This is a genomic window from Cardiobacterium hominis, from assembly GCF_900637305.1.
In the GTDB taxonomy this organism is placed as follows: Bacteria; Pseudomonadota; Gammaproteobacteria; order Cardiobacteriales; family Cardiobacteriaceae; genus Cardiobacterium; species Cardiobacterium hominis.
Genome location: NZ_LR134365.1, coordinates 2,354,396 through 2,368,287, shown reverse-complemented (window position 1 = coordinate 2,368,287; position 13,892 = coordinate 2,354,396). Strand labels below are relative to the sequence as shown.

Sequence of the window (13,892 nt, the reverse complement as noted above, 5' to 3'; positions counted from 1 at the left end):
GGCGGATTTTATTCCGCCCGTTTTTTCTCTTCCACGGATTCTTTATTTATGACACACGCCTCCCTTCACGGCAGTTACCGCCGTGGTACTGACCGGCGCCTGTTTTTGCTGGCGGCGACGGCGCTGGTGCTGCTCGCGCTGGCGCTTGCCGATCTCGCCACCGGCCCTTCCGGGATGCCGCTGGATGATATTTTCAAGGCGCTGCGCGCCGGGCCGTTTTACGACAAGTCCCGCAGTGAAGTCGCCAGCCGTGCGCTGGCATTGTTGCCTGCCGCGCCCGTCGGGCTGGAGTCGCTCTGGCAGGGCATGGGCGAGTTTTTTGGTGATGAGGCGCGCTTGCGCAAATTGGTGACGATTCTTTGGGGGCTGCGCATGCCGCAGACGCTGACTGGCATTCTCGTCGGCTTCTGCCTCGGCCTCGCCGGGTTGCAGATGCAGACCATCCTCGCCAACCCGCTCGCCAGTCCGTTCACCCTCGGCTTTTCCGCTGCCGCCGGTTTTGGCGCGGCGCTCGCCATTATGTTTGGCGGGATGATGCCGGGCGTCGCCGGGCATGCCTGGTACGGTTTTATCATCGTCCCCGCGGCCGCGTTTGCGATGACCATCGGCGCCTGCGGCCTTATTTATCTTATCGCCGTGTTGCGCAGCGCCACGCCCGCCATTCTTGTCCTCGGCGGTATTGCCGTGCTGTTTTTCTTTCAGTCGCTGCAATCGCTGCTGCAATTTCTCGCCACGCCGGAGGCCTCGCAGCAAATCGTCTTTTGGTTGTTCGGCAATTTGCTGAAGGCCAGCTGGACGTCGGTCGCAGTCGGCCTCGCTACGCTTGTCCTCTGTCTGCCGTTCATCATCCGCGATACCTGGGCGCTGACCACGCTCCGCCTCGGCGACGCCAACGCGATGAGTCTTGGCATTCATGTGGATCGTCTGCGCCGCCGCAGTTTTATTATCGTCTCGCTGCTGACCGCGGCGGCGGTGTCGTTCATCGGCACGATTGGCTTTGTCGGCCTGATTGCGCCGCATATGGCGCGCTCGCTGGTCGGCGAAGACCACCGCTTCGCGCTGCCGCTGGCCGCCGTTACCGGCGCGGTCATTCTCATCGGCGCCTCGGTCATCGGCAAGATCCTCTCGCCCGGCGGCGCCATTCCCGTCGGCATTATTACCGCCGTCGCGGGCGTGCCGATGCTCTTTGGCATCATCCTGCGCAGCGGGCAAAGGAGCGCCGCATGAGTCTTGAACTGGAACACGTTGCCGTCAGCTACGGCGCAAACCCCATCCTGCGCGACGTCACCGCCCGCTTGGAGCCGGGGCAAATCGTCGGCCTCATCGGCCCGAACGGCACCGGCAAATCGACGCTCATCAAGAGTATCGCCACCGTGCAGCGCTTCAGCGGCGCGATTCGCTGGCAGGGCGCGCCGGTCAGTCTGCGTGATATCGGCTTCATGCCGCAGAACTGTCAGGTCAGCGCCGAATTGAGCGTGCTGGAAACGGTGCTGCTCGGTCATCATGAGAAACTCGGCCTGCGTGTCGGCCACAAGCTGCTCGATGCCGCCAGCGCCATTCTCGATGATTTCCGCATTGGCCACCTGCACGACCGCTGCATGACGCGCCTCTCCGGCGGGCAACAACAATTGGTGCTTCTCGCGCAGCGTCTCTTGCGCGAGCCGAAACTGCTGCTGCTCGATGAGGCGACGAGCGCGCTCGACATCCGCCATCAGATGCAGGTGTTTGACCGCCTAAATGCTTATGTTGCCCGCACCGGCGCGCTGGTGGTGATTGCCATCCACGACCTGAACCTCGCCGCGCGCCACACGCAGACGATTTTGCTGCTGAACAAGGGGCATGTGGCAGGGCAGGGCGCGTTCGCGGAGATTGTCTCGCCGGAAAGTCTGCGCGCGGTTTATGAAATCGAGGCGGAGATTGTTACCACGCCAAGCCGGTACACCGCGGTGATTCCGGTCTGTCCCTGTCATCGGGATTGAAAAAGCAACCGCCCCGCAGGGCGAAGCACGTAGCGGGCGGATACCCATGCAAAATGCGTCCGCATTTTGCATGGGGCCGGGGGGAGGGGGCGATGAATCGAAGTTTCGTTTTTCACATTTGCTGCCCCCACCCCGGCCCTCCCCCACGGGGGAGGGGGCATATCGACGGTTTGCCTCGCTTCTGTTCACTATCATGGGTCGCAGAAAAAGTGATTCCTCTATGACTCTAGGGGCTGTTTGCAATTCGAATCATCCTCCTCCGCGGAGCGGGGGCGGGGAGGGGCTTGTTCATCGAATCGTCAACACGGCCTAAAAAAAGAAACCGCCCCGAAAGGCGGTTTTTTTATGTCAGCGCCTGCTGGATGGCGTAGCGCAGGTAGGCTTGCGGCAGGGTGAGTTTTTCCAGGCGCTGGTAGTAGGTGTTGATGGCGTCCAGCAGCGCTTTGCGGTAGGTGTGGTCAAGCTGGCGCAGGGTTTCGAGGTGGCGGCAGAGTTGCAGGCCGGTTTTGTGGTCAGCAGTGTCAAGCAGGGTATGCGGCGGCGCGTCTATCGGCAGGCTGTTTTGTAGCAGGCGCTGGTAGTTTTCTTGTGCTTCGTCGTCGTCCGGGGTGTCGCTGATGAGGTAGTCGTAGAGGTAGGTGATGGCGTCGCGCTGTTCGCGGTAGTTGCTGGCATGGCCTGCAGGGCAGCGGCTCGCGCGCCAGCAGATGTAGGCAGCGAGTTCGTAGCGGCTGAGGTGTTTGTCGAGTTTGATGAGGCGCTGGATGTGTTGTTCGAGGGTGTTTTTTTGCGCTTCGCTGAGGGGGGCGGTGGCGCGGGTGAGGTGGCCGAGCAGCGGGATTTGCGCGAGCGGCGCGGTGTGTTCGATGGTGGCAAGGGCGTTGCGCGCGGCGTCCAGGGTTTTTGGCGGGATGACGCGGTTTTGTTCGATGTCAAAGGGGCTGGCGCCGCTGTGGTAGATGTAGAGGGCGATGAGCGCGGCGGCGGGGTCGGCGGGCGCGGGGAAGTGTTGCGCGGCGAGGGTGCGGTCAAGGCTGAGGAGTGGGTAGGCGACGGGGCTGGCAAGCGCGCTTTTGCCGCGTTGTACGGGGTCGGTTTCGTAGTGGTCGCGCGCCTGTTGTTGGATGTCAAAGAGGAGCGCTTCGAGTTCGCGCGCGCTCACGTCGCCGCCACCCCAGGTTTTGATGCGCTCGCGTAGCGGCGGGTGGGTGCGTAGCAGGCGGTTCAGTCCGCTTTGGTAGTGGATGAAGTAGATGTGGGCGCGGTCGCGCGGCGGGCGGCGCGGGTTGATGCCGTTTTCTTGCAGGGCCCAGGCTTTTTTCAGGGCACTGACGAGGGCGTCAGGATTGCGGGTGTATTGCACGGCGCGGGCGTCCGCCATTTCTTCGCGGCGGCGCGAGAAGGCGGCTTGCAGCAGGCGGCCATAGAGGTAGAGGATGGAGCCGAGGATGGTGAAGGCGGCGGCGGGGATACTGATATCCGGGCTGTCGTCGTTTCGCATGATGCCGCGCAGATCGAAGAGGTTGGCTTCGGGGGCGGTGTGGATGCGCTCCTGGCGGTTTGGCCAGTCGCTGATGATGTAATAGCCATGCACCATCGCGGTGAGGCGGGCGTAAATGGCGAGGTCGCCGTTTTCGATGTGGCCGTATTCGTGGGCGATGACGGCTTGGAGTTCGTCGCGGGTGAGGCTGTCTATCGCGCCCTGGCTGACGGTGAGAGCGAGGCTGCCGTCTGCACCGCCGACGACAAAGGCGTTGATGCTGTCGTCGTTGCGCTGGATGTAGGTGGCAGGTACGGCGTTGCCGGATGCGGCGCTCATTTCGGCGACAAGGTTGGTGTAGAGGCGGTCGGCGCGGTGTTTTTCCGGGCAGGCGAGCTCGGCACCGAGGGCGCGCGCCTGCTCGTCGGCGCTCGTTGCGCGCATTTTGCGCTGCATGTCGGTGTAAGCGATGAGCAGCGCAGCGGTGGGGATGAGGCCGGCGATGAGGCTGATGTGGAGATAGAGGCTGCTGAAGGTGTGCGGGCCGTCCTGCGTAACGGCGGCGATGATGGGGCTTACGCCGAAGAGGGTCAGTGCGCAGGCGAGGCTGTAAGTGAGGTAGCTGGCAAGCGCACCCAGCCAGAAGGCAATTTGCAGGCGACGGCTGGCGACGTCCGCCTCGCGGTGTTTGGCGCGGAAGGTGGTCATTCTGGTTCTCTGAAAAGCCTCATGGTGAGGCAACGCAACGGTTTTTTGCCCTCACCCCAGCCCCTCTCTCTTGCTGCGGACGAGAGAGGGGCTGTCGTATTAGTCGAATTTGACTTGTACCGGCTGGCGTTTTTCGGCGATGTCTTCGATTTCCAGCAGTTCGGCGACGCGGAAGCCGAACATGCCCGCGATGATGTTGGCCGGGAATTGTTCGATGGCGCTGTTGTATTCGGTGACGCTGTCGTTGTAGTGCTGGCGCGAGAAGGCGATGCGGTTTTCGGTAGAGGCGATTTCTTCGCGCAGCGCAGCGAGCTGGTTGTCCGCTTTCAGATCAGGGTAGTTCTCGAAGGTGGCGTAGAGACCACCGAGGCGTGCGCCCAAGGCTTGCTCGGCCGCGGCGAGTGCGCCCACGCCGGTGCTGCCGCCGCTGCCTTCGGTGTTTTTCAGGGCGTTGGCGGCGTGGTTGCGCGCGGCGATGACCGCGGTCAGGGTTTCTTGTTCGTGTTGCAGGTATTTGCGCGCGACTTCAACGAGGTTCGGGATGAGGTCGTAGCGGCGGGTGAGTTGGACGTCAATCTGCGCGAAGGCGTTTTTCGCGTCGTTGCGGTAATTGACGAGGCGGTTGTAAATGGCGACGCTCGCAACGATGGCGAGGATGACAAGGGCGAGGACGATCCAGCCAATCATGGGTTTTCTCCTGTTTGCTCAATGGGTTTCCCGCATTGTAATGAGCGCTCTTCAGGCTTGCAAGTTGGGGGGCTTCTCTTTAGAATCCGCGCCCTGAGTTCGCCAGGCAATCGCTGATCTTCGGATTGGAGGAAAGTCCGGGCTCCACAGGGCGAAGTGCCGGGTAACGCCCGGGCGGCGCGAGCCGACGGAAAGTGCCACAGAAAATATACCGCCTGCATGCAGGTAAGGGTGAAATGGTGCGGTAAGAGCGCACCGCAAGGCTGGTAACAGGCTTGGCAGGGTAAACCCCACTCGGAGCAAGACCAAATAGGGAATCGTTACGGCGGCCCGCCGTGATTCCGGGTAGGTTGCTAGAGGTAGCCGGTAACGGTTATCGCAGATGAATGATTGCCCTCGACAGAACCCGGCTTATCGGCGAACTCTTTCTTTTTTCTCAATGTCCCCGTAGCTCAATTGGATAGAGCGTTCCCCTCCTAAGGGAAAGGCTGGAGGTTCAATTCCTCTCGGGGGCACCAGGATTATCGCTTTTAGCGTGCCCCTGCCATTGCGGCAGGGGCTTTTTTCTGCGCTTTATTTGTGAACGCTAGCGCTAACGCCCATGCTGCCGTAGATTTCGGTGCTGCCGCTTTCGTTGCTTATGCCCATGCCACTGCCGGATTTGTGCGTGGCGGGGTGGGTGTTGGGCGTGGTGCTGGTGCAGCTGATGAGGGTGGTGAGGCAGGTCAATGTGAGCAGGATGGTTTTCATGGGTGCTGTTCCTGTATGTGGAAGGTTTGTCACAGAGGGGAAGGTGTCGGCTTATGCCATGTCGTGGCAGGGTTTTTGACGCAAGGCGGCTGCGTCAATTCGCACCGGTTGGCCGTCGCGGGTTTGGATGATGGCGGTGTCAGTTTGTAGGGCAATGCGGCGTGCGGCGAGGGCGGCGCGCTGCATGGCGGTGGGTGAGGCGCGCAGGTCGGCGTTTTGTGCTTGGGCGATGTCCTCGTGCCTGGCGCGGTTTTCGCCCCAAGCGAGCAGGGCAGGGCGGTCAGCGGTGTTTTCATAGACCGCCCAATGGTTGACGGCGGCGCAGTAGGCGTCAAGGTTGGCAAGTCCTGCGGCAAAGCGGCGGCGGATGGTCGCTTCAGGGATGTTATGTCCGCCTTGTTTGACGCGCTCGGCGACGCGCAGGACGGAATAGTCGGGGTGCGGCAGGCGGATGAAATAGAGGCTGATGTGGTAACCCAAGGCTTGCCACATCGGGATTTGCCGCAGGTAGCTTCGGCTGGAAAGTGTGGTTTCTAGCGCGAAGGAGGTAGCGTGTCGCACGGCAGCGGTGATTTCTTCAAGCATCAGGCGTCCTGCTTTGACGGCGGCCGCGTCGGGATTGAAGGGCGAGAGTCCGGTGGCAATCAGGTCGGCATTGATAAAGTGCGGGCATTGGGCTTCGGCGGGAAGGAAGGCGCGGGCGAAGGTGGTTTTGCCGGCACCGTTCGGTCCGGCGAGGATGAGGATTTTTTGCGGCATGCAGGTTTGGGGAAGTTAAAAAACGCCGGTTGCCCGGCGCTACGGGTTAGAGTCTGTTTGCAATTCAGCGAATAAGCCCCTCTCTCTTGCTGCGCAAGCAATATCTTGTCACTACGCGAGCAATGCTTGTCCCAGAGGTAGAGGGGCTCGTTCGTCGAATTGTCAACAGCCCCTAAACGTCGTAGGTGGTGGAGGCGGTGTCGCCGCCTTTGCCCGTCCAGTTGGTATGGAAGTATTCGCCGCGCGGGCGGTCGGTGCGTTCGTAGGTGTGCGCGCCGAAGTAGTCGCGTTGGGCTTGCAGCAGGTTCGCGGGCAGGCGGGCGCTGGTGTAGCCGTCAAGGAAGGTCAGGGCGGATGCCATGCACGGCACCGGGATGCCCGCCTCTATCGCTTTGGCGACGGTTTTGCGCCAGTGCGGCAGCGCGGTTTGCAGTAGTTGCTGGAAGTAGGGGGCGTTGCCAAGGAAGGCGAGGCCGGGGTTTTGCGCGTAGGCGTCGCGGATGTCGCCGAGGAAGCGGCTGCGGATGATGCAACCTTCGCGCCACAGGAGCGCAGTCGCGCCGTAGTCAATGTTCCAGCCGTTTTGTTCGGAGGCTTCGCGGATGAGCATGAAGCCTTGTGCGTAGGAGATGATTTTCGCGGCAAGCAGCGCCTGGCGCAGGGTTTCTGTCCACGCCGCCCGGTCGCCGTCGATGCGGGCGATGGTTTTGCCGAAGGTTTGTGCGGCGGCTTCGCGTTGGTCTTTCAGGGCGGAGACGCAGCGGGCGAAGACGGCTTCGGTGATGAGGGTGAGCGGGATGCCGTGGTCGAGTGCGTTGATGCCCGTCCATTTGCCGGTGCCTTTTTGTCCGGCGGTATCGAGGATTTTTTCGACGAGCGGCGCGCCGTCTTCGTCTTTATAGGCGAGGATGTCGGCGGTGATGTCGATGAGGTAGCTGTCCAGCTCGGTTTTTTTCCAGTCGGCAAAGACGGCGTGCATTTCGGGGTAGGTGAGGCCGAGGCCGTCTTTAAGGATGTGGTAGGCCTCGCAGATGAGTTGCATGTCGCCGTATTCGATGCCGTTGTGCACCATTTTGACGAAGTGCCCCGCGCCGTCCGCACCGACCCAGTCGCAGCAGGGTTCGCCGTCTTTGGTTTTGGCGGCTATCGCTTGCAGGATGGGTTTGACGTGCGGCCAGGCGTCGGCGTTGCCGCCGGGCATGATGGAGGGGCCGTGGCGCGCGCCTTCTTCGCCGCCGGAGACGCCGACGCCGAGGTAGCGGATGCCTTGTTCGCGCAGGGCGGCAACGCGGCGGTTGGTGTCGGGGTAGTGGCTGTTGCCGCCGTCGATGATGATGTCGCCGGGCTCCAGATAGGGCAGCAGTTGGGCGACGGTTTGGTCTACGGCATCTCCGGCGCGCACCATCAGCATGATGATGCGCGGTTTTTCCAGGCTATCGGTGAGTTCTTGCAGGCTATGGGCGCCGATGATTTGGGTGCCTTTGGCGGCGCCTTGCAGGAATTCGTCCACTTTGGCGGTGCTGCGGTTGTAGGCAGCGACTTTGTAGCCGTGGTCGTTCATGTTGAGGATGAGGTTCTGCCCCATGACGGCGAGGCCGATGACGCCGATGTCTGCTTTTTTCATGTTTGCTCCGTGGGTTATGGTAGTCGGGCGGCCGCTGCGCGGTCTGTGTGGTATTCGGTGTTGCCGTGTTCGGCGTGGATGCGCGCGGCGGGGTAGTCGCCGCCGTCGGCGATGGCGCGCAGGATGTCGGCTTTGCCCGCGCCGACGGCGAGGTAGCTGATGTGTTTGCTGCGCGCGATGAGCGGCGCGGTGAGGGTCAGGCGGGTTTGGCCGCTCGTCGGGTGTTCGGCGACGGCAACGCTGGCAATGGTGGCGTAGTCGGTCGCGCCGGGGAAGAGTGAGGCAGTGTGGCCGTCTTCGCCGATGCCCAATATGGTCCAGTCGAGGCGGCCGTCCGGCAGGTGCGCGGCAAGGTCGGCGGCGTAACGCGCGCGTTCGGCGGCGGGGTCGTCTTCGCCGCGCATGCGGTGGATGTTTTCCGGCGGCACGGGGACGTGGTCGAGCAGGTAGCGTGCCGCTTCGCCGTAGTTGCTTTCCGGATCGGCGGGCGGGACGCAGCGTTCGTCGCCCCACCAGAGGTGCAGGTTGTGCCAGGCGATTTTGTCGCGCCACGGGGCGGTGGCGAGTGCCTGGTAGAGCGCTTTCGGCGTGCTGCCGCCAGAGAGGGCGATGTGTACCGGACGGCCTTCGCGGCTGTAGGCGGCGAAGGTGGCGGCGATGTGGGCGACGAGCGCGGCGCTGTCGTGATGGATGCGGGTTTGCATGGTGGTTATCTCAAGGGGTTCATAATCACGCCCTCCCCTGCAAAGCGGGGGAGGAGGTTCAAATGGTAAGCAGCGCCCAAGGGCTGTTTACCATTTGTTTTGGATGCGGTCGCTGTGCGGTTTGTCTGCTGCCCCCACCCCGGCTTTCCTTTTCAAGGAAACCCGACCCTCCCCCACGGGGGAGGGGGTATGTCGGTGGTTTTTTTCACTTCCGTTCACAAAATAGGGGGTTATTGCGAGGGGTTATTTCGGTTGTCGCCAGACGCGGCCGCTGCGCGCAATCATTTTGTCCGCCTCGGTCGGGCCCCAGCTGCCGGGGTCGTAGTTGTAGAGCTGGCCGCGGTTCGCCTTGTAGGCGAGGATGGGTTCGACGAATTTCCAGCAGGCATGTACCGCGTCGGTACGCGCAAATAATGTGGCGTCGCCTTTCATCGCGTCCAGTAGCAGGCGCTCGTAGGCGGTGAGGACGTTGTTCGCGGCAAGGTCGGCGTAGCGGAAGTCCATGCTGACTTCTTCGGCGTCAAAGCCCGCGCCGGGGCGCTTCAGGCCGAAGCGCATGGCGATGCCCTCGTCCGGCTGGATGCGGATAATGAGTTTGTTCTCCGGCGCGTGCTGGTTAAAGACCGGGTGCGGCGTGGTTTTGAAGTGGATGACGACTTCGGTGAAGCGCATCGGCAGGTATTTGCCGGTACGGATGTAAAACGGCACGCCGCTCCAGCGCCAGTTGTCGATTTGCAGGCGCAGCGCCATGTAGGTTTCGGTGGTGCTGTCCGCGGCGACGCCTTTTTCCTGGCGGTAGGGCAGGACTTCTTTGTCGCCGACGCGCCCTTTGCCGTATTGGGCGAGGACGAGGTGGGTTTTCAGGTGCTCGTTGTCCAGCGGGTGCAGGCTGTGCAGCACTTTGGCGACTTCGTCGCGCATGGAGTCGGCATCGATCAGCGCCGGCGGTTCCATCGCCACCATGGCCAGTATTTGCAGCAGGTGGTTCTGGAACATGTCGCGCACCGCGCCGGAGCCGTCGTAGTAGCCGCCGCGGTCTTCCACGCCGATGGTTTCGGCGGCGGTGATTTCAATGTAGTCAATGTAGTTGCGGTTCCAGAGCGGCTCGAAGAGGCCGTTGGAGAAGCGCAGCACGAGGAGGTTTTGTACGGTTTCTTTGCCGAGGTAGTGGTCGATGCGGTATATCTGGTGTTCGTGGAAGTAGTGGTGAATAGTGCGGTCGAGGTCTTTCGCGGTCTGGCTGTCGTAGCCGAAGGGTTTTTCTACAATCAGCCGCTTCCAGCCGCGTTCTTCGTCGTTCAGGCCATGCGCAGCGAGGCATTCGGGGATGATGCCGTAGAGGCTCGGCGGGGTGGAGAGGTAGTAGACGGTGTTGCCGCGCGTGTCGTATTCGTGATGCAGCGCGTCCAGTCGCGGCAGCAGTTTGGCGTAGTCGTCGCGGTCGGCGGTGTCGATGGATTGGTAATAGAGGTGGGTGCAGAAGGCTTCCAGCGTCTGTCCGTGCGCCCCTTCTTTTTCGATGAGGTTGCGGCGCATCGCTTCGCGGAAGGTGTCGTCATCCAGCTCGGTGCGGCTGACGCCCAAGACGGCGAATTTTTCCGGCAACTGGTTGTTCTTGAACAGGTGAAACAGTGCGGGGATGAGTTTGCGCCGGGTGAGGTCGCCAGAGGCGCCAAAGATGACGATGCAGTTGTTTTCGGGTCTCATGGGAGTCCTGTGGGGTGAAGACGGGCAGGCATTATCGGCGCTTTGCCGGGACGGGGCAATGAAGACGGGATTTGGTTTTTCTGCGTGCGGGCGGTTGTATAGCGCTAATTGCTGGTATTGAGGTTGGTGTATGGCGACTATTTGGGGTAAGGCATTTCAGCCTTTGATTTTCACCCACGCCGGGGCGTGGTCGGAGGGGCGTTCCCAGTGGCGCGGGGCGGTGTCGATGCCGGCGTCTGCGAGGGTGAGCGCGTCGCTGGTGAGCGTCAGGTCGATGCGCAGACCAATGTTTCTGCGCAGGCCGCCCATGCGGTAGTCCCACCAGCTGAATTGTTGTGTGTCCGGGTGCAGCGTGCGGTAGGCGTCCTTGAAGCCCAGCGCGAGGAGGTTGGCGAGCGCCTGCCGTTCGGGGGCGGAGCAGAGGATTTGGTCGCGCCATTTGTCCGGGTCGTGTACGTCAAGGTCGGCGGGGGCGATGTTGTAGTCGCCGATGATGACGAGTTTGGGGTGTTCGCGCTTCAGGTCGTCAATGTAGCGGGTGACGGCGTCCAACCAGTGCAGTTTGTAGGTGTATTTTTCGTCGCCGACCGCTTTGCCGTTGGGGACGTAGAGGTTCAGCACGCGCACGTCGCCGACGTTTGCCGCGATGGCGCGCGCCTGTTCGTCGGCATAACCCGGTATACCGCGCACCACGTCGGTGAGCGCTTCGCGCGCGAGCAGGGCGACGCCGTTGTAGGTTTTTTGTCCGTGGCTTTCCAGGTGGTAGCCCGCGGCGGCAAGCGCGGTGCGGTCAATGGCGGCGTCGGTTTGTTTGAGTTCTTGCAGGCCGAGAATGTCGGGCGCGGTTTCTTTGAGGTATTGCAGGACGTGCGGCAGGCGGACGTTGAGCGAGTTTACGTTCCAACTGGTGATGTTCATGGAGCGGTTTTCCGGGTGTCAATTTTTGTCAGTTCGGGTAGAATGTTAGCATTAAATCATGGTTTTCGGGCTTTCTCAATTCGGTCATTTTATGCGTGAGTTTCGTTTGTTTTCGTCGCAACCGCTGAGGGTGGGCGAGGTGGTGGCGCTGGATGCGTCGGCGCATCGTCATGTCAGCGCGGTGCTGCGGCTGCGTGTCGGCGCGTCGCTGGTGCTGTTTAACGGCGACGGTTTTGATTATGCGGCGGAACTCGTCGCCTGCGACCGCCGCGCCTCGCAGGTGCGCATTTTGGCGCGCGAGGCGGTCGGCAATGAGTCGCCGCTCAATCTGGTGCTGTTCGCCGCGCTGCTCAAGGGCGAGGCGATGGATCGGGTGGTGCAGAAGGCGGTGGAGCTGGGCGCGAAGCGGATTGTGCCGCTGCGCACGGCGCGCAGCGAGGCGCTGCCCGCCGATGAGCGCCTCTCGCGCAAACTCGCGCATTGGCAGGGGATTGTGGTGGCGAGCGCGATGCAGTGCGGCCGCGCCACTTTGCCGCAGGTGGAAGCGGTGCGCGATTTTGCCGATATTCTTGAAGACGCGCCCGGTCTGCGCTGGATTTTTTCGCCGCATGATGCGCCTGCTGCCAGTGGGCAGGCGGCGGAGGCGGTGAGTGTGCTGATTGGTCCGGAGGGCGGTTTTGCACCCGATGAGGTCGCGGCCGCGGTGAACGCGGGCTGGTTGCCGCAGTCGCTTGGCCCGCGGGTGCTGCGCGCCGATACGGCGGCAACCGTCGCCCTCGCCCGGGCGCAGGCGGTTTTTGGGGATTTGTCGCGGGAGGCTGTGTGTTAAGGGACGATATTCAGATTCCGCTGCATGATCCGGGGCGGATTATCAAGATTACCGGCGAGGAGAGTGTGCTCTACCGCGCCTCGATGTTGCGCGTTTTCAATGTGGTGCGCGTCGTGGTGGTCATGTTGTTTTTGCTTGGTTTTATTCTCACCGGCGGTGGCACGGGCAAGGTGCTGCCGTTTGGTCTTGGCGGCACCAACTGGCTGTCGGCGCTGATTACGCTGTATGTGGCGGTGATGTCGCTGCATTGGCTCGGCTCGCTGCGCACGCCGGTGTCGGAAAAGATTTTTTTTGAGCAATGCCGTCTGCGATGCCTTTGTCCTCGGTCTGCTCATTCTCAATCTGGGGCTGTTGAACAACAGCAGCCTGCTGATGCTCTCCATCCTGAACGCGGTGCTGCTCTCGGCGATGACGCTGACGGTGCGGCAGAGTGTGGTTTACGGCGTCGCGCTAGTGGTCATCTGGATGATGGTGGCGGCGTTTTTGCAGGCGGTGCCGCTGGTGCCGTGGCAGAAAATGGGCGGGATGCCCTGGAGCGCCTGCTTTTCGCAACTGCTCGCCGCGCTCGGTCACGATAGCCTGTCATGGCTGGAACCGGCGGTGATTGCCACCGGCATGGCGCTTCTGGCGGTGCTGGTCAGCTACCTCTCGACACAAGGCCGTGACAACCGCATCAACGCCGAGCTCAGCCGCAATTACACCCGCCAGCTGCGCAAGATGAACGACTCCATCATCGAAGACATGCAAAACGGCCTGTTGGTGGTCAGCAGCGACAGCAGCATCCTGACGCTCAACCGCCAGGCGCGCACCATCTTCGGCCTGATGGAAAAAGCGAAAGTGCCGCGCAACCTCGGCGAACTCCTGCCGGAACTGGCGAAGCGCTTTGGCCGCTGGCAGCACATGCGTTTCAACGACAGCCGCACCCTGGACATCGGCAAAGGCAGCTACAGCCTCTCCTTCAACGCGCTTAAGACCGACGAAGATATGGCGCTCACCCTCATCATGCTGGAAAGCATCGACGAAAGCTACCAGCGGGTGCGCGAAACGCGGCTCGCCTCGCTTGGCCGCCTCACCGCCGGCATCGCCCACGAAATCCGTAACCCGTTGAGCTCGGTACAAAGCGCCGCCGACCTCATGGAAGAAATGAGCGAAGACCCGAAAGTCCACTTCCTTACCGACAAAATCCGCAACAACACCCAGCGCATCAACAACATCATCTCCGACATCCTGAACCTCTTTTCCGACAAACCGCGCAACACCAAACTCATCCCGCTCAACCCCTTCCTGCAAGCGGTCATCAGCGAAGCGCGCACCAACGACGAAACCAGCCGCGCCAAAATCCGCAGCGACATGGACGCGACCAAAGAATACGCCGTCTTCTTCGACGCCGGTCACCTCGAACAAATCCTGCACAACCTGATGCTAAACGCCGTCAAACACGCCGGACGCGACGACGTCGAAATCACCGTGCGCACCCGCATCGGCGACGTCGGCCGCTTCCTCTACATCGACATCCAGGACAACGGCCGGGGCGTGGCGGCAGACGACGAAGAACGCATCTTCGAACCCTTCTTCAGCAAGCGGCACGGCACCGGCCTCGGCCTCTACCTCGTGCGCGAAATGTGCGTTGCCAACCAGGCACAAATCGTCTATGTGCGCAAAGAAATCGGCGCCTGCTTCCGCCTGACGATGGAGCGGTATCTCGCCAACGAAGACGACCCGAACGAAGACATCCACCTCTTATAAC

The 13,892-nt window shown here is 61.9% G+C and carries 13 protein-coding genes, 1 tRNA gene and 1 other RNA gene; 6 read left to right on the top strand and 9 right to left on the bottom strand.

Annotation, left to right across the window (positions count from 1 at the left end; all coding sequences use genetic code 11):
• Positions 1 to 48: 48 nt before the first annotated feature.
• Together EL199_RS11405 and EL199_RS11400 are read left to right on the top strand one after the other, a co-directional pair.
• Entirely contained in the window at positions 49 to 1,227 is a 1,179-nt protein-coding gene (locus tag EL199_RS11405) for a FecCD family ABC transporter permease (protein WP_004143238.1), read from the top strand.
• Positions 1,224 to 1,979 (top strand): ABC transporter ATP-binding protein, encoded by a 756-nt coding sequence (locus tag EL199_RS11400; protein WP_004143240.1) that lies wholly within the window; start codon positions 1,224 to 1,226, stop codon positions 1,977 to 1,979. The genes EL199_RS11405 and EL199_RS11400 overlap by 4 nt, the downstream gene beginning before the upstream one ends.
• Before the next feature lie 343 nt (positions 1,980 to 2,322).
• On the opposite strand, the gene EL199_RS11395 is transcribed toward EL199_RS11400, so the two are convergent.
• Together EL199_RS11395 and EL199_RS11390 are read right to left on the bottom strand one after the other, a co-directional pair.
• Positions 2,323 to 4,167 carry a M48 family metalloprotease gene (locus EL199_RS11395; protein WP_004143242.1) on the bottom strand — a complete coding sequence of 615 codons (1,845 nt, stop codon included), beginning with the start codon at positions 4,165 to 4,167 and terminating at the stop codon, positions 2,323 to 2,325.
• A 99-nt stretch (positions 4,168 to 4,266) separates the two neighbouring features.
• Positions 4,267 to 4,854, bottom strand: a complete 588-nt coding sequence (locus tag EL199_RS11390; protein ID WP_004143243.1) for a LemA family protein — start codon at positions 4,852 to 4,854, stop codon at positions 4,267 to 4,269.
• Positions 4,855 to 4,948: 94 nt separating this feature from the next.
• On the opposite strand from EL199_RS11390, the gene rnpB reads away from it, so the two are divergent.
• Both rnpB and EL199_RS11380 read left to right on the top strand, forming a co-directional pair.
• Positions 4,949 to 5,284: RNase P RNA component class A (gene rnpB / locus EL199_RS11385), an RNA gene on the top strand.
• A gap of 11 nt (positions 5,285 to 5,295) precedes the next feature.
• Positions 5,296 to 5,372, top strand: a tRNA-Arg gene (locus EL199_RS11380).
• Between the two features lie 55 nt (positions 5,373 to 5,427).
• Here the strand turns inward: EL199_RS11380 and EL199_RS12870 are convergent.
• The 6 genes from EL199_RS12870 to xth all read right to left on the bottom strand — a co-directional run bounded on the left by EL199_RS12870 (position 5,428) and on the right by xth (position 11,316).
• On the bottom strand, positions 5,428 to 5,604 hold the full coding sequence (locus EL199_RS12870; RefSeq protein WP_004143245.1) for a hypothetical protein: 177 nt from the start codon (positions 5,602 to 5,604) through the stop codon (positions 5,428 to 5,430).
• A 51-nt stretch (positions 5,605 to 5,655) separates the two neighbouring features.
• Positions 5,656 to 6,363, bottom strand: coding sequence for a zeta toxin family protein (locus EL199_RS11375; protein ID WP_004143247.1), 708 nt, complete (start codon positions 6,361 to 6,363; stop codon positions 5,656 to 5,658).
• 172 nt (positions 6,364 to 6,535) lie between these two features.
• Positions 6,536 to 7,987, bottom strand: coding sequence for a decarboxylating NADP(+)-dependent phosphogluconate dehydrogenase (gene gnd / locus EL199_RS11370; protein WP_004143249.1), 1,452 nt, complete (start codon positions 7,985 to 7,987; stop codon positions 6,536 to 6,538).
• Between the two features lie 14 nt (positions 7,988 to 8,001).
• A complete protein-coding gene (gene pgl / locus EL199_RS11365) occupies positions 8,002 to 8,691 on the bottom strand; it encodes a 6-phosphogluconolactonase (protein WP_004143251.1) in 690 nt (229 codons plus the stop codon).
• A gap of 243 nt (positions 8,692 to 8,934) precedes the next feature.
• Positions 8,935 to 10,398, bottom strand: coding sequence for a glucose-6-phosphate dehydrogenase (zwf, locus tag EL199_RS11360; protein WP_004143253.1), 1,464 nt, complete (start codon positions 10,396 to 10,398; stop codon positions 8,935 to 8,937).
• A 156-nt stretch (positions 10,399 to 10,554) separates the two neighbouring features.
• The gene (gene xth / locus EL199_RS11355) at positions 10,555 to 11,316 is read right to left on the bottom strand and encodes an exodeoxyribonuclease III (protein WP_004143254.1); all 762 of its coding nucleotides are present in this window, start codon (positions 11,314 to 11,316) and stop codon (positions 10,555 to 10,557) included.
• A gap of 58 nt (positions 11,317 to 11,374) precedes the next feature.
• Between xth and EL199_RS11350 the strand changes: the two genes are divergently transcribed.
• On the top strand, positions 11,375 to 12,145 hold the full coding sequence (locus EL199_RS11350) for a 16S rRNA (uracil(1498)-N(3))-methyltransferase (RefSeq protein ID WP_126316088.1): 771 nt from the start codon (positions 11,375 to 11,377) through the stop codon (positions 12,143 to 12,145).
• A 70-nt stretch (positions 12,146 to 12,215) separates the two neighbouring features.
• Here EL199_RS11350 and EL199_RS11345 read toward each other — a convergent pair whose 3' ends face one another.
• Positions 12,216 to 12,413 carry a hypothetical protein gene (locus tag EL199_RS11345; RefSeq protein WP_126316087.1) on the bottom strand — a complete coding sequence of 66 codons (198 nt, stop codon included), beginning with the start codon at positions 12,411 to 12,413 and terminating at the stop codon, positions 12,216 to 12,218.
• A gap of 23 nt (positions 12,414 to 12,436) precedes the next feature.
• Here EL199_RS11345 and EL199_RS11340 point away from each other — a divergent pair, with 23 nt between their 5' ends.
• Positions 12,437 to 13,891: a sensor histidine kinase gene (locus tag EL199_RS11340; protein WP_004143257.1), complete on the top strand. Its 1,455-nt coding sequence runs from the start codon at positions 12,437 to 12,439 to the stop codon at positions 13,889 to 13,891.
• Position 13,892: the final 1 nt, after the last annotated feature.

Bases quoted from the DNA above. Each gene is read 5' to 3' on its own strand.
- EL199_RS11395 (WP_004143242.1), bottom strand. From the start codon at position 4,167: ATGACCACCTTCCGCGCCAAACACCGCGAGGCGGACGTCGCCAGCCGT.
- EL199_RS11405 (WP_004143238.1), top strand. From the start codon at position 49: ATGACACACGCCTCCCTTCACGGCAGTTACCGCCGTGGTACTGACCGG.
- EL199_RS11350 (WP_126316088.1), top strand. From the start codon at position 11,375: ATGGTTTTCGGGCTTTCTCAATTCGGTCATTTTATGCGTGAGTTTCGT.
- EL199_RS11400 (WP_004143240.1), top strand. From the start codon at position 1,224: ATGAGTCTTGAACTGGAACACGTTGCCGTCAGCTACGGCGCAAACCCC.
- EL199_RS11390 (WP_004143243.1), bottom strand. From the start codon at position 4,854: ATGATTGGCTGGATCGTCCTCGCCCTTGTCATCCTCGCCATCGTTGCG.
- EL199_RS12870 (WP_004143245.1), bottom strand. From the start codon at position 5,604: ATGAAAACCATCCTGCTCACATTGACCTGCCTCACCACCCTCATCAGC.
- EL199_RS11375 (WP_004143247.1), bottom strand. From the start codon at position 6,363: ATGCCGCAAAAAATCCTCATCCTCGCCGGACCGAACGGTGCCGGCAAA.
- pgl (WP_004143251.1), bottom strand. From the start codon at position 8,691: ATGCAAACCCGCATCCATCACGACAGCGCCGCGCTCGTCGCCCACATC.
- gnd (WP_004143249.1), bottom strand. From the start codon at position 7,987: ATGAAAAAAGCAGACATCGGCGTCATCGGCCTCGCCGTCATGGGGCAG.
- xth (WP_004143254.1), bottom strand. From the start codon at position 11,316: ATGAACATCACCAGTTGGAACGTAAACTCGCTCAACGTCCGCCTGCCG.
- zwf (WP_004143253.1), bottom strand. From the start codon at position 10,398: ATGAGACCCGAAAACAACTGCATCGTCATCTTTGGCGCCTCTGGCGAC.